The 22,254-nt window shown below is 61.1% G+C and carries 20 protein-coding genes; 3 read left to right on the forward strand and 17 right to left on the reverse strand.

Annotation, left to right across the window (positions count from 1 at the left end; genetic code table 11):
- Positions 1–510: LGFP repeat-containing protein (locus tag ACTHQX_RS01100; RefSeq protein WP_440155252.1), on the forward strand; the 510-nt coding region annotated here is incomplete at its 5' end.
- Positions 511–534: 24 nt separating this feature from the next.
- Here ACTHQX_RS01100 and ACTHQX_RS01105 read toward each other — a convergent pair.
- From ACTHQX_RS01105 to ACTHQX_RS01140, 8 genes are all read right to left on the reverse strand, one after another.
- Positions 535–1,614, reverse strand: a complete 1,080-nt coding sequence (locus ACTHQX_RS01105) for a hypothetical protein (protein ID WP_440174517.1) — start codon at positions 1,612–1,614, stop codon at positions 535–537.
- Between the two features lie 155 nt (positions 1,615–1,769).
- On the reverse strand, positions 1,770–3,176 hold the full coding sequence (locus tag ACTHQX_RS01110; protein WP_440155254.1) for a lipopolysaccharide biosynthesis protein: 1,407 nt from the start codon (positions 3,174–3,176) through the stop codon (positions 1,770–1,772).
- A 64-nt stretch (positions 3,177–3,240) separates the two neighbouring features.
- Positions 3,241–4,392 (reverse strand): aminotransferase class I/II-fold pyridoxal phosphate-dependent enzyme, encoded by a 1,152-nt coding sequence (locus tag ACTHQX_RS01115; RefSeq protein ID WP_440155255.1) that lies wholly within the window; start codon positions 4,390–4,392, stop codon positions 3,241–3,243.
- A 21-nt stretch (positions 4,393–4,413) separates the two neighbouring features.
- On the reverse strand, positions 4,414–5,421 hold the full coding sequence (locus tag ACTHQX_RS01120; RefSeq protein WP_440155257.1) for an SDR family NAD(P)-dependent oxidoreductase: 1,008 nt from the start codon (positions 5,419–5,421) through the stop codon (positions 4,414–4,416).
- A 5-nt stretch (positions 5,422–5,426) separates the two neighbouring features.
- Positions 5,427–6,485, reverse strand: coding sequence for a nucleotidyltransferase family protein (locus ACTHQX_RS01125; protein ID WP_236804081.1), 1,059 nt, complete (start codon positions 6,483–6,485; stop codon positions 5,427–5,429).
- Positions 6,475–7,650, reverse strand: coding sequence for a UDP-N-acetylglucosamine 2-epimerase (gene neuC / locus ACTHQX_RS01130; RefSeq protein WP_440155259.1), 1,176 nt, complete (start codon positions 7,648–7,650; stop codon positions 6,475–6,477). The genes ACTHQX_RS01125 and neuC overlap by 11 nt, the downstream gene beginning before the upstream one ends.
- A gap of 2 nt (positions 7,651–7,652) precedes the next feature.
- Entirely contained in the window at positions 7,653–8,705 is a 1,053-nt protein-coding gene (locus ACTHQX_RS01135) for an N-acetylneuraminate synthase family protein (protein ID WP_440155261.1), read from the reverse strand.
- Positions 8,702–9,394, reverse strand: coding sequence for an acetyltransferase (locus tag ACTHQX_RS01140; protein WP_236804087.1), 693 nt, complete (start codon positions 9,392–9,394; stop codon positions 8,702–8,704). The genes ACTHQX_RS01135 and ACTHQX_RS01140 overlap by 4 nt, the downstream gene beginning before the upstream one ends.
- 279 nt (positions 9,395–9,673) lie before the next feature.
- On the opposite strand from ACTHQX_RS01140, the gene ACTHQX_RS01145 reads away from it, so the two are divergent.
- Positions 9,674–10,444 carry an acylneuraminate cytidylyltransferase family protein gene (locus ACTHQX_RS01145; RefSeq protein WP_236804089.1) on the forward strand — a complete coding sequence of 257 codons (771 nt, stop codon included), beginning with the start codon at positions 9,674–9,676 and terminating at the stop codon, positions 10,442–10,444.
- A gap of 95 nt (positions 10,445–10,539) precedes the next feature.
- Here the strand turns inward: ACTHQX_RS01145 and ACTHQX_RS01150 are convergent, their stop codons facing one another.
- The 4 genes from ACTHQX_RS01150 to ACTHQX_RS01165 form a co-directional block, all read right to left on the reverse strand.
- Positions 10,540–11,571, reverse strand: a complete 1,032-nt coding sequence (locus tag ACTHQX_RS01150) for a hypothetical protein (RefSeq protein WP_236804091.1) — start codon at positions 11,569–11,571, stop codon at positions 10,540–10,542.
- A gap of 66 nt (positions 11,572–11,637) precedes the next feature.
- Positions 11,638–12,534 carry a glycosyltransferase family 2 protein gene (locus ACTHQX_RS01155; RefSeq protein WP_236804093.1) on the reverse strand — a complete coding sequence of 299 codons (897 nt, stop codon included), beginning with the start codon at positions 12,532–12,534 and terminating at the stop codon, positions 11,638–11,640.
- A complete protein-coding gene (locus tag ACTHQX_RS01160) occupies positions 12,534–12,941 on the reverse strand; it encodes a DUF2304 domain-containing protein (protein WP_440155263.1) in 408 nt (135 codons plus the stop codon). Before ACTHQX_RS01160 ends, ACTHQX_RS01155 begins: the two co-directional genes overlap by 1 nt.
- A 3-nt stretch (positions 12,942–12,944) precedes the next feature.
- Positions 12,945–13,718 (reverse strand): glycosyltransferase family 2 protein, encoded by a 774-nt coding sequence (locus ACTHQX_RS01165; RefSeq protein WP_236804096.1) that lies wholly within the window; start codon positions 13,716–13,718, stop codon positions 12,945–12,947.
- A gap of 211 nt (positions 13,719–13,929) precedes the next feature.
- Between ACTHQX_RS01165 and ACTHQX_RS01170 the strand changes: the two genes are divergently transcribed.
- Positions 13,930–15,993, forward strand: a complete 2,064-nt coding sequence (locus ACTHQX_RS01170) for a DUF6541 family protein (RefSeq protein WP_236804098.1) — start codon at positions 13,930–13,932, stop codon at positions 15,991–15,993.
- 69 nt (positions 15,994–16,062) lie between these two features.
- Here ACTHQX_RS01170 and ACTHQX_RS01175 read toward each other — a convergent pair whose 3' ends face one another.
- The 5 genes from ACTHQX_RS01175 to glf form a co-directional block, all read right to left on the reverse strand.
- Entirely contained in the window at positions 16,063–17,115 is a 1,053-nt protein-coding gene (locus ACTHQX_RS01175; protein ID WP_236804100.1) for an ABC transporter substrate-binding protein, read from the reverse strand.
- Between the two features lie 71 nt (positions 17,116–17,186).
- Positions 17,187–17,948, reverse strand: coding sequence for an ABC transporter ATP-binding protein (locus ACTHQX_RS01180; protein WP_440155265.1), 762 nt, complete (start codon positions 17,946–17,948; stop codon positions 17,187–17,189).
- Position 17,949: 1 nt separating this feature from the next.
- Complete coding sequence (locus ACTHQX_RS01185) at positions 17,950–18,819, reverse strand: ABC transporter permease (RefSeq protein WP_236804104.1); 870 nt, start codon at positions 18,817–18,819, stop codon at positions 17,950–17,952.
- A complete protein-coding gene (locus tag ACTHQX_RS01190; RefSeq protein WP_440155266.1) occupies positions 18,820–20,808 on the reverse strand; it encodes a glycosyltransferase in 1,989 nt (662 codons plus the stop codon).
- A complete protein-coding gene (glf, locus tag ACTHQX_RS01195; protein WP_236804108.1) occupies positions 20,805–21,992 on the reverse strand; it encodes a UDP-galactopyranose mutase in 1,188 nt (395 codons plus the stop codon). The genes ACTHQX_RS01190 and glf overlap by 4 nt, the downstream gene beginning before the upstream one ends.
- Positions 21,993–22,254 lie beyond the last annotated feature (262 nt).

The raw sequence follows: 22,254 nt of genomic DNA on the forward strand, positions 1-22,254 counted from the left end.
ATCTACTGGTCCCCCACCACCGGAGCCCACGCCGTCACCGGCGCCTACTGGACCGGCTGGCAAGAAGCCGGCTTCCAACCCGCGATCGGCTACCCCACCGGCCCCGTGACCTGCGGGCTCTATGGCAACGGCTGCTACCAGCCCTTCACCAAAGGCAACATCTACTGGTCCCCCACCACCGGAGCCCACGCCGTCACCGGCGCCTACTGGACCGGCTGGCAAGAAGCCGGCTTCCAGCCCGCGATCGGCTACCCCACCGGCCCCGTGACCTGCGGGCTTTATGGCAACGGCTGCTACCAGCCCTTCGCCAAAGGCAACATCTACTGGTCCCCCACCACCGGAGCCCACGCCGTCACTGAACCGTACATGAGTGCGTGGCGGTCTGCGGGCTGGCAAAAGGGTAAGCTCGGGTACCCGACCAGCGCTGCCGTCGCCTACCGCGGATATCGCACCGTCTATTTCCAGGGCGGATCGATGACGTGGACGACGTCGGGAGTCACCGTCCGGTGACAATGACGGGCCGCCTGTATTGCGCTAGAGCGAGTCGGTAGCCGGCACGTCAACGGAAGCTGCTTGCCTCGCCTTCCGGCGCGAACGGACCTCCGCCAAAAGGAGCCCCAGTCCCAAGGACGCTCCGACCCACAGGCTTGAGCCGAGCCGTTCCGCCTGGGAGTAGACCGGATGGGCCACAACGCTCAAGACACCGTAAAGGGACAGGCCCGTCACCACCCAGGCTTCCGGACCGATCAACTTGGAACGCAGCGCCAGCACATATCCTGTCACCGCAGCGGCAAACAGGAGTACATAGAAGGCATTAGCCGGGAGCGCCAAGGTGAATTTCCACAGGAAATCTCCCTCAAGCATGAGGAGACGGAGATAGGGGTCGTCCACGGGCGGAAGCCTGAAGTGGTCCGTGAAGGTGTCCTGCAGACTGTGGCTAAGGCCCGGAAACCCGAAGAGCCGATTCACGCCCAGGCTCACCACTGCGCAGGCAGCGGTGACAAAGACAGCCAAGCGGACCTGGCGTCGCTGGCGGTAACTCTTGACAAGGACAAGGCCGAGGCAGACAGCCAGGAAGCTGACGCTGAGGAGAAGCGTGGATGAGTACTTGAAGAAGAATACAAGTGCAAGGCCGGCGCCCACCAGGATCGTTCCGCGAATCGTCGACCCTTTGAATACGTGGACCAGTCCAAGAGCCATGACCAAAGCCGATGTCAGGGTTGCAGCCTCCGCCAGCAATGCCACACCGTGAGGCAGGCTGACAGGCAAGACGTAAAACGCCACTTGGACTGCCGTTGCGGAAAACAGGCCCAGTCCCACAAGTCGCGCTATTCTTGCCATGATCAGACCGCCGATCGCGGTGGCCGCTACTGACACAATCCACAGCCCCTCGCGGTCGCCGAAGAGCGCCATCAATGGAATGGACAGCAGCGGGTACCCGATTCGCGGAGAAAAGATCTCCTGGTATTGCGCATTTCTGTCGATCCAGCCAATGATGGGGCCCCGTCCCGCCATGGTCGTCGAGATACAGTTATCGAGAGTTCCTGTGTACGGGCGCGACGGGTGCTGGCACCATAGCGTGTACGCATCCAGCCATGATTGCTCGACCGGCACGCCTTGGAGGGTATATGCGATGCGGAGATACTGGACCGTGTCGGCCCACACCACCCCTGGACCGAGTACTACAGCTACGACGACGAAGATCAGGCCGGCGAGCGCAGTAATCGCCGGCCCCGACTTCGGGGATGACGCAGCCAATCGGATCAGGCTCACTTCACCACACTCCTATGACTGTCCTTTGTCCCGTCTCCTTTTTCCGTCCCGACGGGCCGTGGCCGACGACGGGACAGGAGCCGCCACGTCAGACCACCGCCGGCCAGCGCCGTAGCCACAACTGCGACGGTTAGCACACCGGTGAAGATGTTGCGGGGAAGAAGTGTCAGGACAACTACGTATGCGGCAGCGGCGAAGGTGCACGCACCGTAAATTTTAAGCGCCCAGCCGCCTGCCGCGCGCCGTCGGACGATCACAAAATATGCGACACCCAACACCATGAACGTCAGGACGGAGGTGACCGCCATCCCGACAAGGTTCCCCTCAAGCGCCGGCACGAGGGCAAGGGCAGCCCCCACCACCAGAACCAAAGGCGTCACAACGGACAGCCACCATGTGGTGTTGTCTGCAAACAGCAGGGTTGACGCGTTCAGGTAGAGCAGATAGCCCATGGCCACGAGCGGCATTACCTGCGCTACCGGAATCAGGCTCTCCTTGCCCCCGGCCATGATGTGCGTGACGAGGTTTGCCCCTGCCGAAGCGACGACGACGATTCCCAACCCGGCCAAGCTCGCCGTCCGCATAGTGGAGCGTAACCGGGCAACCCGTTCAGCGCCCTTCACGGCCATCAGGGCCGGCACCCAGGCATTGTTCAGCGCACCTAGGAGCGTAATCGTGCCGAGGACGAAGACCTGCACCTTGCCATAGTCGCCAGACACGCCTTCAGCCGCCGTGACAGCCAAGAGGAAAACAGCACCCTGGGTCAGGAGCATGAGGGCTCCTGTGTGGGGAAGCACGGGCAACCCGATGGCGATGCCCTCCCTCACGGCGCCCTGGTAGCTCAGGGGCCAGCTCGGCTTTGTTGTCCACGCGGCGACAAGTGCGCTGACCAGAACCATGAGGCCGTAGCCGGTCATGAAGATGTTGGCTTCCGCACCGTAGAGAAGCATCGCGGTGAGCCCGGCAATGTAGGCCGCCATCGACGAAATCAGGCTGAGAACCACGAACATGACTGCCCGCCCCTGAGCCCGCAAAATCGCTTGGGCAGCCAGGACACCGGCTTGCAACCCCATAGCGAGAAGCGCAATGGAAAAACTGGTGGAAGCGCCACCGCCACCGCTGGCGAACTGGCATGTTCCGGCTGCCAGTACCCCCAGAACGAGACCGCCCAGTGTCATGAAGCCGCTGATCGCGCGCGCTTTAGCCGGACCGCCGGCGTCGAACCAGGCCTTAGTGATTGCCAGCGGCAGCCCCGCCGCCGCCAGCACGACTCCCACCTGGATGATGGATACTGACAGGAACAGCTCCTGCCATTTCGCATCGCTTTGAAGAAGATGGAGGGCAAAGGGCTGAACAAGGAAGATACCGAGCCCCTGAAGGAGCGCGCCGGCCAGGTAAAGCAAAGAATTTCGTCCTGTGCGGAGAGCCGCAGGTGCGGCTTCAGCGGGGCCGTTCTCTCGCACGGGGTTACTCACTGCCGAGTTGGAGCCATTCATGGACGCGATCGATAACCCGCTTCTGATCCACTGCCGTCAGGTCGGTGGAGCATGGCAGGGACAATCCTCTCGCGAAGAGGGACTCCCCGACGCTGCCTCCAACGAGAGCCTCATTTGTCAGCGGCGGCTGCATGTGCAGCGGGCGCCACAGCGAACGGGACTCAATACCCACCTCAGCGAGGAAATCCTGCAACTGGTCCCTGGCTCCCGGTCCGCGGTCAGCAGGCACCTGAATCGAGTAGAGCCAGTATGTGGAGTGCTGGCCCGGCAGGTCCGGCGGCGTCTGGATGGCTGTCCCGGCAAAGGCATCGTTGTAGCGCTTGGCAATTTCGCGCTTGGTGGAGACGAAGTCGTCCAGCCGTTCAAGTTGGGCCACACCCAGCGCAGCGGCAATGTTGGTCAGCCGGTAGTTGAACCCGATCTCGTCGTGCAGGTAACCGCGGTCGGGCAGGCGGGCCTGGGTGGTCAGGTGTTTCGCCCTGCGGGCGAGCTCCTCGTCGTTGGTGGTGAACATGCCGCCGCCGCCAGTAGTCATGATCTTGTTGCCGTTGAAGGAAAACGCCCCCATGTGGCCCACAGTTCCGACGTGCTTTCCAGCCAAAGGACCTGACGTCCACGTTGCCCCAAGCGCCTCGGCCGCGTCTTCAATAACCGTAATGCCGTAATCCCGGGCGACTTCCATGACGGCTACGGCATCTGCCGGCTGTCCCAGGATGTGCACGATCTCGATTACCTTGGGCAGCTTCTCCCCCGCTGCCTGACGCCGTTCCAGCTCCGAGCGAAGGAGGTCGACGTCCATGCACCAAGAATTCTCCTCTGCGTCAACGAGGAGAAGCTCGGCGAACTGGTACGAGGCGGCATTGGAACTGGCCATGAAGGTGAAATCAGAAACCGCAACCAGGTCCCCCGGCTGTACACCGGCCAGTCGCATGGCGATGTGGAGTGCCGCTGTGCCGGAAGCACAGGCCACTGCATACTTGGCACCCACATACTGCGCGAACCGGTCTTCGAACTCACTGACGAACCGCCCCACGGACGAGACGAAGCCGCTGCTGATGGCTTCGTTCACCAGTTCCGCTTCACGGGCACCAATGTTGGGAATAGCAAGGGGGACGCGGGTCACAATAAGCCTTTCGAGCGGGCGTTAGCGGGAGTATTTAGCGGCCGCAGACGCATCAACGCCCCGGGCCTTGATCCACTCGGCCGTCTGGCGAAGTCCTTGTTCAAGGCCCACCTGCGGGGCCCAGCCGAGTTCCGCCAGAGCCTGGGACGGGTCCGAGAGCAGGTGCATGACTTCGCTGGCCTCCGGGCGGACACGCTCCTCCTGGGTGATGATCTCAGCCGTCGACCCTGTCACCTTGGCGGACATTTCCACCAGGTCGCCGATCGTCACGTCGTAGCCCGTGCCAAGCTGGATTACCTGTCCCTTGAGCGGGATTTCGGCGGTGGCTGCTTTGACGAATCCGTCGGCAGTGTCAGAAACAAAGGTGAAGTCGCGGCGCGGGCTGAGGGATCCGAGGTGGATCTTCTCGGCGCCGGCCACCATCTGCTGCAGAACCGTGGGGATGACTGCGCGGGCGGATTGCCGCGGACCGTAGGTGTTGAAAGGTCGCAGGACTACTACGGGGGTCTCAAAGGAGCTCGCCCAGGCCTCGCACAGCTTGTCAGCGGCGATCTTGGTGGCACTGTACGGCGACTGGCCACGCAGCTCATTGTCGATCGTGATCGGCACGGTCTTCGGGGTGCCGTAGACCTCGGATGTCGACGTGTTCACCAGACGGCCGACGCCGTGGCGGCGCACGCCTTCGAGAACATTCAGAGTACCGACAACATTCGTTTCAACGTATGACCGGGGTGCCTGGTATGAGTAGGGAATGGCGATCAAAGCCGCCAGGTGCAGCACAACGTCAGAGCCCTTGACCAGGTCCGAGACGAACTCTGAATCCCGGATGTCGCCGAGTTGAAGGTCAACCGCGTCACGCTCGGCCGGCGTCAGGTCATCGAGCCAGCCGTAGGAGCCGTTGGAGTTGTAGACGCAGAGCGCGCGCACGTTGGCGCCCTCTGCAATCAGCCGCTGCGTGACGTGGCTGCCGATAAACCCGTCGGCGCCCGTGACGACTACTGTCTTGCCTTTTATGTCTTCGTAGTTCACAGCTGTTACTGGCCTTTCGCTGTTGCTAGGTCTTTGGGAGTACCGACGTCGATCCAGTCGGACTCTATGGGCCACGCGGCCACATTCTTGGAATTGTCGATGCAAGCCTTGACCAGCTCCGGCATGGAGAAGGGCTCCATGTAAGGCACCATCGCCAGGGCTTCAGGTGACACCGCATAAATGCCGGTACTGATTTCGAACTCCACCGTCGGCTTCTCGACCACCGAAGTGATGGAACGCCCGTCGCCTATTTCCAGTACGCCGAAGGGTACCTGGTGAGTGTAGGGGCGGGCCGCCACGGTCACCGCAGCCTTCTTCGAGCTGTGGAACGCCAGCAGGTCGGCGGCAGAATAGCGGACCATGAGGTCAGCGTTAGTAACAATGACCGGCTCGCTGATTTCCGGGACCTGGCGGGAGAGGAGTCCGAGAGCGCCGGCGGTGTTTAGCGGCTTTTCGGGGTCTTCGTGCAAGTAGTTGATCTTGCACCCCAGCTTCGAGCCGTCGCCCAGATGGTTCTCGATCTTCTCAGCCAGATATGCCACGGAAATGTAGATGTTGGTAATTCCCGACTCCACCAGGCCAAGGATGATCCACTCAATGATGGTCCGGTCTGCCACTTTCATCAGCGGCTTGGGCGTGTCCTTGGTGAGCGCGCCAAGCCGGGTACCCTTACCACCGGCCATGATGACGGCTATGTTGCTCAGCGGCCTGTGGCCGACAATGTCCGTCAGTGTATGCAGTCCAACCAACGTCCCGGCCTCATCCACCACCGGAACTTCGCTGATCCTCAAGCTGCGCATGAGGTCAAGGACGGCGGCCCGGGTGACGTCCGGAGTGACTACGTGCGGCTGGTCATTGGCGAACTCCAGGATCGAGGATTCAAGGCCAGCGCCACGCAGGAGTCCCCGGCGAATGTCGCCGTCAGTGATCACACCGTGAAGCCGCCCGTCATTGCCCGTCACGAGCGCGATGGCGGAGGCCCCACGGTCGATGGCCTCAAGGGCCTGGCGGACGGTAGCTTCTGGGCCGATGCAAACGTTTCTCAGCGGTCCGTCAATGCTCATAGATTCGGTTCTCCAGCGGTAGGTCAATGAAGGCCTTGGTCAGTCCCGTTGCCGGGCTATCGACGACAACCCGTTCGATCAGAGCGGCAGAACGCGAATTTCCGTAGGGGTTGACGACGCCGCGGCAAATCAAAGCAAAGTCCGGGCTCAGGGCCTTCTCAATACTAGCGCGAATCTCTTCTCGCTCATCCCGGCACTGGATGACATTGGCTCCGTACTCCCGTCCGCGCTGCCTGTCGCCGATGTTCACGACCGGTACGTGGAAGGACGCAGCTTCAAGGATCCCTGAGGACGAGTTTCCCACCAGGGCCCGAACGGTGGCCATCACACGGGGGTACAGCGGACCGAGGCTTTCCCGTACGATCACGCCGGGCAACCCCTGGTCTTCAATGTCCTGCAGCACCTTGACGATGTCCTCGCGGCCGGCGTCGAAACCTGGATACGTGAGAATAGCGGTCCCGGCCCGCGCCAAGGTTTCCTCGAAAACCTGCCGGGCCAGCGGTCCTGCGTTGGTGCCCATTTCGGCTGTGGGCGGATGATAGGTGGCCATCAGCAAGGGCTGAACCAGGGGAATGCCGAACTCCGCCAGGAACTCCTCTGCGCTGAGCGGCACGGGGCTGGCGAAGCGGTCCAGCCCGGGGGCGCCGGTCTGGTGGATGCGGTGATCGGATTCGCCCAGCTGGGCGATGCGCCGAGCAGCACCGGCAGTGCTCACACAATGCTGGTCTGCCAGCTTGGTAACGGCATGGCGCACCCTTTCATCCAGTGCTCCCTCCGTCACCTCGCCTCCGTGCAGGTGAACGAGCCGTATGCCGCTAACCACCACGGGCGGAAGCACATAAAGCAGCTCCCACCGGTCACCGAGAACCACCACCGCATCGGGTTGAACCGCAGGAAGGAGTTCAGCCGTGGCCGAGGACAGGCTGGCTCCGGCCTGCGTCTGTCCTGCAGCGGTTGCCTCAGCCAAATAGAGCCCCAGCTCATGATGCATGAAACTGCCCGGCCTGAGTCCTGCCTCCAGCAGTCTGTCCAGCGCTGTGCCGTCTGGAAACCCGATCGCCGTAGCCACGTGCAGGTCCACGCCCGGGTTTTCGGATAGGGCGACGAGGACCGGCCCGAGGGGGAAGAGGTCCGCCCTCGTACCGGCAAACGCGAGAACCCGCATGCCTAATCCAGGTCCTCAGCCGTCAGCGGAGACCCCGCGCTGACTGCCCGGGAGGTCTTTTGGCCAATTACCAGCGAAGACGGGGTCAGCCCGCCTTCGGGACGAAGGATGGCGACATCGGCGGCACTAACCACGGAACCGGCGGCCATGTCGCGGACAGCGTGGTAGGAGCGGCGAACCAGTGCAGCATTGGCTTCTTCACTAGGCATGCGGCGCTTCCTTCCGTCACCGAGGGAAGCGTGGGCATCCCGAACGGCACGCACATAATCAGCGAATTCTGCCTTCTCCAACGAAGCTGAGTGGTCCGGCCCGTTTCTGGTCTTGTCAGTCGTGATGTGTTTCTCGAGCAGCGTTGAGCCGAGTGCAGTTGCGGCGACGGCAGTCACCGATCCGGGAGTATGGTCCGACCAGCCCACCTCGACTCCGAACTCATTGCGCAGGGCCGGGATGGCCCGAAGGTTGGCTTCTTCAAGGGGCGCCGGGTAAGCCGAGACACAGTGCAGCAGGACGGTGGCCGGCGCAGCAGCCGTCGCTTCGAGCGCTGCAGCGATTTCCGAAAGCGTACCCATGCCGGTTGAAACGATCATGGGGATACCAAATTCAGCGATTGCCGAAAGGTAGGGGGTGTTGGTGAGCTCACCCGACCCGATCTTGAGCCCTGGCACGCCCAACTCGGCAAGCATCTTGGCGCTGTCGTAGTCGAACGGAGTTGAAAGGAAGGTGATGCCACGATCTGTGCAATGATCGCGCAGCTCGGACCAAGCGCTTTCCGGAAGTGTAAGGCGGGCGAGCATCTCAGACTGCGACTCGGCGAAGCCGGCCTTCTTCTGATAGGGAGTGGTGTCAGCCGAACCGGTGACTAGCGCCTCAGGTTTGAACGTTTGAAACTTGACCGCGTTTGCGCCAGTGTCGGCCGCCAGATCGATGAGTTCATGTGCCACGGCGACGTCACCGTCGTGATTTACGCCCGCCTCCGCGATGATAAAGATATCTTCTTCCGGTCCTATGCGGTGGCTTCCAAACGTAACCGGGGCGGAATAAGGGTCATGAGTCAATGGGCTGGACCTTTCTTAGAGACGAGTGGCTGCGCGGGCACTCCCACATATGTTGCCATACCGGCCAACGGCCGCGTTGCCACTGCCCCGGCGCCCAGGACCGCGAAGTCCCCCACCACGACGCCGGGGAGCAGCCGGGCTCCGGAACCCACAAACACCTGCTCGCCCACTTCCGTTGCGCCGAGCAACACAGCCCCCGGAGCGATGTGGGCGCCATTTCCAACAACTGAATCGTGCTCGACGACGGCGCTGGTGTTAACTATCGCGCCGTCGCCGACTGTGGCCAGCGGGCCTACGTGAGCGTGTTCGCAAATCTGGCTCAGTGGGCCGAGGGCAGCAGTCCGATCCACGGTGGCCGTTCGGGCCACCAATGGATCGGCCCGGAGAGCCAAGCGGGTCTCGGCAAGGATACCCGCAGCGATTCTTGATCGCAGGGCGTTATCGCCGATTCCTATGGCGATTGACAGCGCATGCTCAGCGGCGAATGCAAAGGCGTCTGAGTCCTCGCCAAAACAACGGGGAGTTGAGCCGGAGTCACCGCGGAAAGGAGCAAGATCGGGCCCGGCACCGGTGGACAGGTCACCGAACCGACTGTCGCTTAGCGCGGCAACGTCTTCGCCGCGTCCTCGGATAATGGCAGCCAGGCTCTTGCCGTGACCTGACGCTCCCACAATCAGCCAACGCGTCATTGGACCACCAACCGGTTCAGCATGCCGTTAAAGCTTCCGTCTTGCTGTGGCGGGTGCGGGCACCGGGAAGGCGCCGCTGGCTGGTTCCGAACCGGATCTTCATTTGCAGCTGCAGCACCCCAATGGTCTCTTTCCCTGATAACAGTTGAAATCATACGCGCCAGCATTATTGAGCATGTGCCAGCATCCCCGGCCGGGCGGCATGCTCGCGACGGTAGTGTAGTAGTACTGCTTCCGGCGACCTCCGATCGCCACCAGACTATGAGGTTGATACTAACGATGAACGAGAACTCGTCTGCGCCCAAGATACTGGCCGTCATTCCCGCACGAGGCGGCTCAAAGGGACTGCCCGGCAAGAACATTCGCCCTCTTCTGGGCAAGCCGCTTATCGCGCATACAATCACGCTGGCTTCCCAGCTCAGCACAAACGTTCGCTTCATTGTGTCAACGGACGATCCGTCAATCGCAGAAGTTGCCCGGGACGCAGGAGCGGACGTCCCCTTCATCCGTCCGGCTGAGTTGGCCAACGACACAGCCCCCATGAGCGTAGTGCTCCGCCATGCACTCCAAACCATGGAGGAGATTGATGGCGTCACCTACGACATGGTCCTGTTGTTGGACCCAACCAGCCCGACCAGGCTGGCAACCGACATCGAGGAAGCCATCGATTTGCTTGGCAAGAGCCAGGAACTCGACGGCGTCATCGCCGTTTCTGAACCCTCCTTCAACCCGATCTGGGTGGGTGTCAAGCCGCAGGCTCAAGACAGTTCCACGCTCGAACGCTACTTTACGGAAGGCACCGGCGTCATCAGGCGCCAGGACGTCCCCCGATTCCTGAGGATCAACGGCAGCTTCTACGTGTGGTGGGCCGATTACATCCGGCGCCTTGAGAACAGCTGGTTCGACGAAGGACGCCACGGCTACGTTGAGATCCCGGAATCACGGTCCTTCAGCATCGATGACGAGACCGAGTTCCGTCTGCTCGAGGCCGCCGTCAAGAGTGGCATCGCCCCGTTGCCCGGCTACCATCAACCGGCCGGCACGCAGTGACGGACGCAGAGCTTCGGTCAGCTTAACTGGATGTGGCCCCAACGGCATGCTGTTGGGGCCACATCTCTTGGTCCCGAGAACCAGATCTGGGTCCGTCAGGCGTGAAGTGGCTCTACCGGCACCATGGCAGGAAGCTGTGGCAATGGGGACGGCAGGTGCTTCAACGGATGCCGGATCCAGTGCCAGGGCGAAAGGCCCTTTTCAGTCGCGTGAGCCCCCTCCGGGACCTTCTTCAGCCCGAGAACAGTCTGAACCTTGGTGAGTGGTCCGCTCGCCCAGTACTCCAGGAACGGAACCACGGTGTGGGAATCCCACCCGAGCAGGTGCGACAGTTCCTGCGGGGAACGCATGTCTCCGCGCCCCAACTCCGCTTCCGCCAGCTTGGTCAGCACGTCCTGTGGAGTCGACTCGTCGTAAAACTCCGGCCACAGGTCACGCATCAGCAGACCCGGATCCGCTGCCGCGTTATGACCCAGCTTGAAATCAGGGCCGTAAATAGCAACGTCAGCGCCACTAACGGCGGCGTACATGAGCGACGTGGAGAGCCGGTTGGAAACGACTCTATCGGCCTCCAACATCATGCAGAGAATTCGTCCTATGAACTGCGGGTCCCTGCGGTCACCGGCACTGACAACCTCGTGTCCGGCCGACTTCCACGCCGTCAGTATCTCGTCGTTATGCAGGTCGTCAACATGCAGACACACGACTGCCGGGCCCTCCCGGTCCCTGACCATGCGGGCAAAGGCGGCATGGTCGCCGTCGACCTTCAACAAGGCTGTACCGTGAAGCGGCAAGACAAGAGCCCGGTTCCCCCGGTGGGGAACAGTGCCTTCTTTCATGGCGGCGTCCAGAAGATACAGATAAGGGGCGCCGACAGCCGTGAGCATCGGAGTGCCGTCCTCAAAGAAGTTGCCGGCGTCCTCCGGGCTCCAGGCCCTCGACGTACTTGTCCAGGAAAGCCTGCGCCGGCTAGGGCCCCAGCTCGCGAAGTCGCCGAACTGGGCTGTGACGGGGCTGCTAACGGTCCATCCATGCTGGATCAGACCGGACACGTGCCGCAGCCGCTCCAAACCGCAATAGCGGGCAAAAACCGCCGAGTGACCGTAGTAGTGGTTCTGGATGTCCATATTAACTCAGTGGCACCTTTTGTTGCAGGCTTGAAGTTTGGGTTCTATCCGTGAGCGGCTGCCGGATCAAGGACGCACAGCGTGTGTAACGAGCTTGCGCAGCCCGGGCCACATGCGCTTTGAGACCACCTTGGGGGTGAGGGAAACGGCATTCAGACGCGACGTCAGGTGCCAGCGCGCCGATCGTGCAGCGTTGTTCCAGCCCCTGACGGAGAAGTCGCGAACGCACTCATCAAAGAAGGCCCGTTCCTCAGCGAAACGGCGTCCATCCAGAGCCCGGACGGAGGAGTCCGACTCCCGGTGCCTGCGGTACTGGAAGCATACGGTGTCGACGACGGCCATCTTGCCGCCAGTCAGGATGATGTCGATTGCGAGAGCCAGATCCTGAACGACGTCATACTGGGGCCGGAAATCATGCTTCTTGATGGCTTCCGCACGCCACGCTACCGACGGAAAATACAGCCAGTCTCCAACCAGGAGGCTTTCGGCCACCGCCTCGTCGGAGACGATTGCCTCAGAGGCCTTGCCTACCAGCCTGTGCCGCAGGTACTGCTTAACGTTGTCGCCGAGCGGCGTGTACACAGCACCGTTCTCGTCGATGACCTCGACTCCGGGCTGGACGATGGAAACAGCCGGATCCCGGAAGGCTTTCCGGACAGTGCCAATGTAGTTCGGAAGCATGATGTCGTCGGCGCCCATGATGACGACAATGTCGTGCTCCACGAGGCCAACACACTTCTTGTAATTTCCGTTGGCGCCAAGGTTTACGTCGTTGCGGAAGTACCGCACCCGGTCGTCGCCTTCAACCAGGCCACGGAAGTACTCCGGAAGGCTTTCATCAGGGTAGCCGTCATCAACGATCGTGAGGCGGAAGTCCGTGTCGTCCTGTGCAAGGACTGAGGCAACCGCGGCCTTCATCATCGCCACGTCGCCGTAGTACGGGAACATCACGTCAATTGTCATTATCTTCTCTCGGTAGGCGGCGTCGGGGAATCTGTTTGACCGTCGGTCGATGGTTGTGACGGGGTGAGCTGGCTCTGCAACTGGTCCACACCTGCCCGCAGAATGGCCACTTCCTCGGCAAGGATCCGCGTTTCATCCTCCAGGATGGTCAATTCGCGCGAGACGTGCAGGCTTACACCGACCAGCAAGAGGATGGAAAGCGAAAAGAGCAGGTTGGCCGGGACAACGATACCGACAACGGAAGCCGCCCAGTTGAGGAGCCTCGGAAAGAGGCCGAGAATGATCGTCAACCCGCCGATGACCAGCCAAAGAATGGCGTACTTTTCCCGGAGCCGGCCGTTCCGGAGCATAACCAGAACAACCAAGACCATAACAATGGCCAGAATTAATGAACCTGCGACGTTCATTCCTTAGGCACTTCCCTCTCCGGCAATGTCGCCGGACAACGGCGTATGTAGTTCAGCGGCACGCGGCGTTCGCCGGCGCGCAAGGGCAAAGCAGAGGACGAGGCCGGACCTGGCCAGGTAAATGGACGCCTTGATTGGCCCCTGGCTTGGAGTCCCCGCCTGCCTGGCTTTCATGTCCACGGGTATCTGCGTAACAGTGCAACCGGACTTGATCGCCACGACCAGTGAGTCAATGGTGTCGCCCAAGTATTCGGCTGGAAAGTGAGAGATGTACTGGCGGATTGCACGTGAGTTTGCCGCACGGAACCCCGACGTCACATCCGTCAGACGCGTTCCCGCGATGCCTGAGATCACTCTGGCAAGGAAGAACATGGCCCAGCGCCGCGGCCCCTTCGCCCCGTAACTTCCCCTGCCGGCGAACCGGGCACCAATGGAAATGTCAGCATGCTCCAGGCCAGCCAGCACGCGGTCAATATCGTGCGGATCGTGCTGCCCGTCGGCATCCACCTGGATCACAGAGGTGTACTTATTCCGTAGTGCGTACTTGAATCCCGCTCGCATGGCTCCGCCGACACCGAGGTTGAACGGTAGCCTCAGCACGGTCGCACCAGCCTCCGCGGCGATCCTGGGAGTATCGTCCTTGGATCCGTCGTCCACGACAAGAACGTGGTGTTGGGGGGTTACGGAGAGCACATCACGGATGGTCTGGCCAATCGCTTCTGCTTCGTTCCAGGCCGGCATGATTATGAGCACGCCAGACCGCTGTGAGTTACCCATGGTTGGCAAGTATACCAACGGTAACGGACCCGGATTACGGTGCACCTCCGCTTCGGAGACTCAAGGTCTCCTTCAAAAACGGCGGGTCACAGGCCCGTGTGCACTTGGTCCTGCACCCGTCGCGCGGTGGCCGGCCAACGCCGGCCACCCGAATACCGAGGGCGATGGTCCTACTTGTAAGGTGGGGTGTGACTTCTGAGGAGCTTGATAGATGACTTGGTGGGAAACTTTCCCTACGTTCGCCGCAACAATTCTGGTGTATTTCCTGCCCGGCTTGTTGATACTTGCAGCCGCCGGCGTCAGGGGGCTAAGCCTCGCAGCGCTTTCAGCGCCGGTATCAGCGTCCGTAGCCGGATCGGTGGCCGTGATTCTGCCTTACCTGCGCCTGCCCTTCAACCCGGCCGTCTATTTCATCGTCTCGGCTCTGGCCGCCGCCGCCATCCTGGCTGCCCGCGGACTGCTGCAACGGCGCCGCAGCCTCACGGGAGCCGGCAAGAAGTGGCGCCTTGATGCCAGTGAGTCGCTGCCGGCCACGTCGCTGGGCATCAGACTGACACAATTTCTGATCCCGCTCGCCGTACTCTTTCCCGCCATAATCATCGCGGCCCGGTACATCTCAGGTTTTGGTTCGCCCGAAAGTTTCTCAGAGTCTTTTGACAACATCTATCACCTCAATGCTGTTCGGCACATCGCGGAAACGCAGAACGGCTCGACCCTGACTTTGGGGAACCTGACGGATGCCTCGCAGGCACTCTATCCCGCCGCCATGCACGACGCGATGGCGCTTGTCGTCATGCTTGGTGCACCGTCGGTAATGGTCGCAGTCAACGTGGGCACCATCGTCACGGGAGCAATCGTCTGGCCCCTGTCGTGCATCTTCCTAATCAGCAGGGTCGCAGGATACCGTCCGGCGCCCTTGCTTGCCGCCGGTGTTCTATCGGCCGGGTTCAGCGCTTTCCCCTATCTCATGGTCGCCTACGGCGTTCTCTATCCGAACCACGCAGCGATTGCGCTCCTGCCTGCTGTTTTGGGTCTCGCTATCGAGGCACTGGGCATGTCACGCGCATCCCATGGTGTGACCGACAAAAACTGGATACCCGCCACTCTTGCCCTGGCAGCTACCCTTCCCGGCCTGGCTCTGTCGCACCCGAGCGCTGCCGTGGCGCTCCTGGCCTTTGCAGGACCGGCAGTAATCGCTGCGTGTATCAAGTCTTGGCAGGCCAATAGTGGGGACTCTGACCATCGAGCGGCTCGCCGCTGGGTGATCTTCGCAACAGGTTATGTATTGCTCACCCTCGTAGTCTGGGTGGCTATCCGACCGAGCTTGGCGTCATCGGGCTGGCTTGCATTCCAAAGTAATGCCCGGGCCATAGGCGAAATTTTGGGAAGCGCCCCAATGGGAACTACCACTGCCTGGGTCTTGCTGGTTCTGACGGTCATCGGACTCTACGTTATTGTCCGGCACCTGCAACGAATGTGGTGGATTGCCGGAATGTATCTCGTCGGCGCCCTCCTGTACCTGGTCGCTTCAAGCTGGATCGACGGCGACTTCCGGAATTTCCTGACCGGAGTTTGGTACCGTGACAGCAATCGCCTGGCCGCCCTGCTGCCAACGGTCACGTTGCCTGTAGTCGTCATCGGCAGTGAATGGATTATCCTGCGCGTGCGGCACGTCGTAGGGTCACTCGCACGGGCGGATTCGAGCCGTTCCCGGGGACAGCGCATCCTGAGCCGGCTCGTAAAACGGCTCCCTGGCAACCCGGGTGTGGCAGCTACATGTGTTGTTCTGCTGGCCCTTGGAGCGGGGGTTCAGGGCGGTTCCCTTTATGCCGTCCAAGACCGGCTGGCAACTGTTTTCTCAACGACGGAGAATTCGAAGCCGCTCACCAGGAACCAAGTCGACCTGTTCTCGGAATTGGCGAATATCGTCCCGAGCACGGATGTGATAGTTGCGAACCCGCGAACGGGCGCGTCGCTTGCCTACGCTTTCAGTGGCCGCCGCGTCCTTGCACCCCACATCTTCGGCACGCGGACGGAGCAGGAACAATTGCTTCTTGACCACTGGGCTGAAGCGTCCTACAACCCCAGAGTTTGCCCGGCTATCCGGGACTTGAAGGCGTATTGGGCCTTGGACTTCGGCGCCCAGGAAATTTTCACGCCACGGGGGGAAACACTGCTGGGGCTCCGTGATCTTGTCGATGATTCTGCGCCAGGTGTTGAGTTGGTGAAAGCTGTCGGTGACGCGAGACTGTTCCGCGTAACTGCCTGCGGCTAAAGCCGAACGGTTGTTGCAGAGCCTTGAGCTTGCAACAACCGTTCGTTTTTTGGGGGGTATTTCAGACGCCTATTTTTGACCGGAGAGGTAGGCGGCCTTCGCCAGTTCCGGCACAAGATTTCGGCTGGCCCATGCCATGCTGAGAGGTGTGCCGCTTTCCATCGCCAGCGTTTCATTTCCCGTGATGAAGTACGGTTGTCCGTTGCCAAAACGCGGAAGCCCAGGGACCTTACCGGTCGCCCTATAGTCCGTCATATCAACGGCACCGAGAGCAATCACCATGATATCGGCGCTGAGCTCAAGGGCGCGCTCGTGCGGCCATATGAATGAAGGCTGCGCCGTGGGATCTGTATAGCTCTTCCCTTCTGCCTTGACTACTTGCAAGCAAGGGGCAGCGACCGATCCAAACTCTTCGGCCAGCTGCATGGGATTCGAAGCCTGCGCGAACACTCGCACATCTGCACCGGCCACTGAAGATGCCCGCAGGTAGATAACACTTGTCCCCTTCAACGCGGCATAGTCCCGGACAGCGTCTTTCATGGACGTCTCGGTCTTTCGCACAAGCTCCGTTGCAGCGTCCTGCCTGCCCAAGGCCCGGCCAATAACTGTGACAGCACTACGCCAGTCGCCGTCCTCAGCGGTCGCTTCAGGCACGACGACGGGAGCAAGGCCTGAGAGGGCATCATAGTTTGCTTTGGACAGCGTGTTGGTCAGGGAAAGGATGAGATCGGGCTCAAGCTTCTCGATCTCGGAAACGGGAACCCCGCGGCCGTCATTGAAATAGCTTGGAGCTGGAGCGCTGATGTCATTCAACGCCACCTGCAGCCAGGGAGACTGGTCTCCCTGTGGCATCCCTACCGGGCCCAACCCGAGCGCTGCACACGTGTCTGCCTCGAGGGCTCCAAGCACCACAACGCGTGTCGGCGGGGCATCGATGGTGGTCGACCCAAAGGCATGGCGCATCGTCACCGGGAAGGCGTCCGCTCTGGGCGTGACTGCGGGTACGGCTTGCTCATCACCCGAGCAGGCCGCCAATGCAAGCGGCAACGCACCGACGGCCGCCAGGAAGCTACGGCGTCCGATTGCACGCACGGTGTGTCCACTGTCCTTGGTCCTGGCCATCTATATGTTCCTCAGTACTAGTTCGGTTCGTTTCCCGGCGGCACCGGATGTTGAGTCGGGCGCTTCCATCCTTAGGCAGCAGAGCGCCGGCGAAGTTCTGCCACCACATCGCGGACAGGGCCGTCCATCTTTACCTCGCCGTGTTCCAGCAGGACGCCCCGCTCACAGACGGTTGCCACAAGGTCCAGGTCATGGCTCACGACGAAAAGGGTCTTGCCCTTGGCGGACAGCTCCTTGATCTTGGCAATGCATTTCCGTTGGAAAGGCTCATCCCCCACCGCCAGGATCTCGTCGATGAGGAACACTTCCGGGTCGGTATGAACGGCAATCGAAAAGGCCAGCTTCAAGTACATCCCCGAGGAGTAGAACTTCACTTCGGTGTCGATGAACTCCCCGATCTCGGCAAATTCGACAATCGAATCGAACATATCGGTGATCTGCCGCTCGGTCATTCCCAGGATCGCGCCATTCAGATAAACGTTATCCCGTCCGCTCAAGTCGTGGTGGAATCCGGCACCGACCTCGATCAGGCCCGCCACCCGGCCACGGGTGTGAACAGTTCCCTCATCCGGCTGCAGAACCCCGGAGATGAGTTTCAAGAGTGTTGACTTCCCGGATCCGTTGAGGCCAAGGAGCGCCACTGTCTCCCCTTGTTCAACGTCCAATGAGACATTTTTCAGAGCGTCAAACTTCTTGGACAGGTCGCCCTTGCGGCCCGTAAGCAGCCAAACAATGGCTTCCTTCATGCTCCGGGTATGCCTCAGGACAAACTTCTTCCGGAGATTCCGGCAGGTTATAGCGACGGTATCGGATGCGACTGCAGGCACAGTCATACTAAAGCTCCTGGGCAAAGTGGACGGAAAGCTTCATAAAGACAACCTGGCCAATCGCAAGGACCAATGCCGCCACGCCGAACGACGCCGGGAACCACACTGACAGGAGGTCAGGCGGCATAGCGACGGCGGCAGACTGTTCGGCGCTGAGCGTCGGCGACCAGAAGGCCCAGTGGAAGATCTCCACGGCCACCGTCACCGGGTTCAGCATGTAGACAAAGAACCAGCCGCGCATGACCTCCTCCACCATTGTCCAGAGGTACAGAACTGGCGAGGCCCAGGTGACTACCATCAGAATCATGTCGACAATGTTCTCGGAGTCGCGAAAATAGACATTGGCGGCACCGAAAAGCAGCCCCAGGCCAGTGGACAGGATGGCAACGAGCAGCAGCGCAGCAATGACCGCAAGAAGCTGCAGGATCGAGGGGCGCCATCCGCCAAGGAGGCATGCCCCCATGAGGACAACCAGTTGCGGGAAGAGGTGCACTGCCGACACCCATACGGTGGATACCGGAAAGAGTTCCCTGGGCAGGTAGATTTTCCGGATCAGGTCCCGGTTGTCCACGATGGAACGGGTCGCGTTGCCAAGCGATTCCGTGAAGAAGTTGACCAGCACAATGCCGGAAAAAAGGTATATCGCATAGTTTGGCGTGCCGCGTTGCATCCCGAGAAAGATGCCGAGCGCGACGAAATAGATCGAGAACTGCATCAGGGGCTTGACGTAGGACCAAAGAAGTCCCAGCACTGAGCCGCGGTAGCGGATCTTGATTTCCTTGCGAACCAGCAGTTGAAGCAGGAACCTATGTTGGAAGACGTCGACGATCCCGCGGCCGCGCCCCGGCCGCGTCAGTTCATCCGGGCCAGCAGACACTCAGCTGTCCTCCCCGGCACTGATCCCGAACGTCTTCCGCCATGCATCGAACGAGGTGATCTGCGGTAGCGCGCTGCGGTACTGCTCGCCGAGCTCTTCCCAGCGCCGGTACAGGCGGGCATGCTGCTGGCCTGCTTCGACCAGCATCTTCTTGAACTTCTGGGGGTTTCTCCGGTACCAGGAGGCAGCAGTTCCATCCGCGTTGGACACCACCACGCTGTCGTAGTGGGCCAACCTGAACCACCGGTTGTCGCGGTGGGCCAGGAAGCCCTGCGGCCGCTCCGCGGCCTCCGCATCCGGCCTTTTGACCAGTTGCCGGGCTACGGTCCTGACGCCCCACTTAACCAGGTCCTTCCGGTTGGGAAGGCCAATCGGTTTCACCCCGGACGGCCCGCGGCCCGCGGCCGGTGCGGGGAAATCGTCGATATCCTCCAGCATCTGCGCATCGGAATAGAGCTCACGCCGTTTGTTGATCTCCGCCAGCTTTGTGGCGAGGTTCTCATGCAGCCCCGCTGGCCCTTCAAACAGGTCTTCCAGAGCATCCAGCCGCCCGTGCTCCGTGAAGTACTGCATGGACACGAGGTGTTTAACATCGGACTGGAATGACTCACGGATCATGCGGCCGCCCTTGGCGTGCGTGCTGTACATGAGCCCCACCATGAGGCGGTTACGGCCGTGGAAGTAGGCCTGCCACCCCACGAGATCGTCTTTGTCCACCCATGAAACGTGCCACACGGCCGCCCCGGGGAGCGAGACCGTAGCGAAGCCTGCCTCGCGGGCTCTCAGCCCGAACTCGATGTCGTCCCACTTGATAAAAATGGGAAGCGGCAATCCGATGCTACGGATCACCGAGGTGGGGATCATGCACATCCACCACCCGTTGAAGTCCACGTCCACCCTGCGGTGCAGCCAGGGCGTCTGGCGGAGATTGGCGAGACTGAAGTCGTGCCGCATCTCCATATCATCGTGCGGATGGGCAGGCAGGAACCGGTATGAATCCACGACTTCACCGTAGGAATGCAGGACGGTGCGGCTGTGCAGGTCAAACATGTGTGCGCCGACAATTGTGGGCCGCTTGCAGTAGTCAGCAAACGTCAGCATCCGAATGATGCTTTCCGGCTCGATCACTACATCGTCGTCCAACAGCAGGGCGTAGTCGCTGCCGTTTTCTACGGCTTCAAACATTCCCCGTGCGAAGCCGCCGGATCCGCCCAGGTTGTCCTGGTCGATAATGCGGAGCTTGCCGCCCAACTCTGCAGCAACCTCAGCAAACCCTGGCTGGTCCGCGACCTTTTGCGTTCCCTGATCCACGATCAGGACTTCCCGCACATGCTTCAGCGCGTCAGTATTCTCCGCCAGGATTCGGGCGTTGTTCAGGCAGAAGTCAGGCTTGTTCATGGTGGTGATCTCAAGGGTCACCGCGCCGGGCTCGCGGCCGTGATCCTCACCCAGCCATTCCGCGGATTCCAGCGTGAGGTCTTTGCGACTGGAGGCCAGGTCGAACCAGAACCATCCGCCGTCTCCAAACGGCTTTAGCGAAAGATCAAAAACGGTGACGGCGTCGCCGTCAACACGCGCTCCGTCCACACGCTGCAGCGTCCCCCGCGCATTCGACTTATTGACCGTGATGGTTCCGTGGCCGCTGGTTCGCACGACGAGCCGCACGGACCGCAAGGGGGTCCAGCGCCGCCAGTAACTGGCAGGGAAGGCGTTAAAGTACGTTCCGAATGAAAGCTGCTCCCCCGCCCGGACTTTCAGCGAATGCCGCGAGAGTATGTCTTCGAAGTGGACTTCGCGGCCGCCCGAGCTCACCAGGTGGAGCTTCTCATCCAGTGCTTTTGGGTTTCGCGCGAACTCATCTGTTTCGCTGAGCCGTATTCCGCTGGCTGGGCCGGCATCCACGTACAGCGAAAGAGTGTCCGTCTGGGACTCAGGCGGAAGAATCACCCGCTGCAGCGTCATCCACTGTTGGTCAGCGGCTGCGCTCATGCGTCAACGCCCCCGCTTTCAAGGTTGGCTCCGCTTTCGAAATGGGGCCGAATCTGGTTGTCGAACATTGTTAGCGCCGACCCGATGGCCATGTGCATGTCAAGGTACTTGTACGTACCGAGCCGGCCGCCGAAAAGAACGTTCTTTTCGTCTGCAGCGAGATCGCGGTATTTGAGCAAACGTTCGCGGTCTGCGCTCGTGTTGATCGGGTAGTAGGGCTCATCGCCCTTTTCCGCGAAACGTGAGAACTCGCGCATGATGACGGTCTTCTCGGCCTGGTAGTCGCGTTCCGGGTGGAAGTGGCGGGGCTCGATGATGCGGGTGTAGGGCACATCGGCATCGTTGTAGTTGACCACTGAAGTGCCCTGGAAATCACCTACGTCGAGCACTTCTTCCTCGAAGTCAATGGTGCGCCAGGACAGGTCGCCCTCAGCGTAGTCGAAGTAGCGGTCCACGGGTCCGGTGTAGACCACCGGGATGCTGCCGACCACTTTGCCTTTGCTGTACTCGTGCGACTCGTCGAAGAAGTCCGTGTTGAGCCGGACCTCGATGTTCGGGTGTTCGGCCATCTTTTCTATCCAGGCCGTGTAGCCGTTGGTCGGCAGACCCTCGTACTTGTCGTTGAAGTACCGGTTGTCGTAGTTGTACCGGACGGGAAGGCGGGAAATGATGCCCGCCGGCAGGTCCTTGGGATCCGTCTGCCACTGCTTGCCGGTGTAGTGCTTGATGAAGGCTTCGTAAAGCGGACGCCCAATGAGCTGAATGCCCTTGTCGTTCAGGTTCTGGGGATCGGTGCCGGCAAGTTCCCCGGCCTGTTCCTGGATGAGTTCCTTCGCCTCGCCCGGCGTCATGTTGGCGCGGAAGAACTGGTTGATCGTGGCCAGGTTGATTGGCAGGGAGAAAACCTCCCCGCCGTGCACGCCATAGACCTTGTGCACGTAGTTCGTGAAGGCGGTGAAGCGGTTGACGTACTCCCAGACGCGCTCGTTCGACGTGTGGAACAGGTGCGCACCGTAGCGGTGAACCTCGATCCCGGTCTGCTCTTCCTTCTCGCTGTAGGCATTGCCTCCGATGTGGTGGCGGCGGTCGAGGACGACTACCTTCAAGCCCAGCTCACTGGCGGCCTGTTCTGCGATCGTCAGGCCAAAGAAGCCTGATCCTACGATGACGAGGTCAGCAGTCACTAAATCTCCTGTTTCGAATTCGGGCAGCCCAACGTTGTGCATTGTCTGCTGACCTAGCCTACCCGAGTCTCCCCCGGCGGCAGTGACCGCAGTCCGGCGGGGGTTTGTCCACATACACGGAAATGCAGGATCGGCTCGCATGTGAAGAGGACTAGCGTTTCCACCAAAAGGGCCCGGGAAGGAGGATACGCATGGAACTGCAATGCACTCTGGTACGCGCTCCCGGGTCCCTATCCCCAGGCGGACCGGTCGAGCTGACGGT

The organism is Arthrobacter sp. SAFR-023 (assembly GCF_051965295.1).
Classification (GTDB): Bacteria; Actinomycetota; Actinomycetes; order Actinomycetales; family Micrococcaceae; genus Arthrobacter.

Bases quoted from the DNA above. Each gene is read 5' to 3' on its own strand.
- ACTHQX_RS01175 (WP_236804100.1), bottom strand. From the start codon at position 17,115: ATGGCCAGGACCAAGGACAGTGGACACACCGTGCGTGCAATCGGACGC.
- ACTHQX_RS01190 (WP_440155266.1), bottom strand. From the start codon at position 20,808: ATGAGCGCAGCCGCTGACCAACAGTGGATGACGCTGCAGCGGGTGATT.
- ACTHQX_RS01150 (WP_236804091.1), bottom strand. From the start codon at position 11,571: ATGGACATCCAGAACCACTACTACGGTCACTCGGCGGTTTTTGCCCGC.
- ACTHQX_RS01155 (WP_236804093.1), bottom strand. From the start codon at position 12,534: ATGACAATTGACGTGATGTTCCCGTACTACGGCGACGTGGCGATGATG.
- neuC (WP_440155259.1), bottom strand. From the start codon at position 7,650: ATGCGGGTTCTCGCGTTTGCCGGTACGAGGGCGGACCTCTTCCCCCTC.
- ACTHQX_RS01160 (WP_440155263.1), bottom strand. From the start codon at position 12,941: ATGAACGTCGCAGGTTCATTAATTCTGGCCATTGTTATGGTCTTGGTT.
- ACTHQX_RS01140 (WP_236804087.1), bottom strand. From the start codon at position 9,394: ATGACGCGTTGGCTGATTGTGGGAGCGTCAGGTCACGGCAAGAGCCTG.
- ACTHQX_RS01125 (WP_236804081.1), bottom strand. From the start codon at position 6,485: ATGAGCATTGACGGACCGCTGAGAAACGTTTGCATCGGCCCAGAAGCT.
- ACTHQX_RS01180 (WP_440155265.1), bottom strand. From the start codon at position 17,948: ATGACTGTGCCTGCAGTCGCATCCGATACCGTCGCTATAACCTGCCGG.
- ACTHQX_RS01165 (WP_236804096.1), bottom strand. From the start codon at position 13,718: ATGGGTAACTCACAGCGGTCTGGCGTGCTCATAATCATGCCGGCCTGG.
- ACTHQX_RS01170 (WP_236804098.1), top strand. From the start codon at position 13,930: ATGACTTGGTGGGAAACTTTCCCTACGTTCGCCGCAACAATTCTGGTG.
- ACTHQX_RS01145 (WP_236804089.1), top strand. From the start codon at position 9,674: ATGAACGAGAACTCGTCTGCGCCCAAGATACTGGCCGTCATTCCCGCA.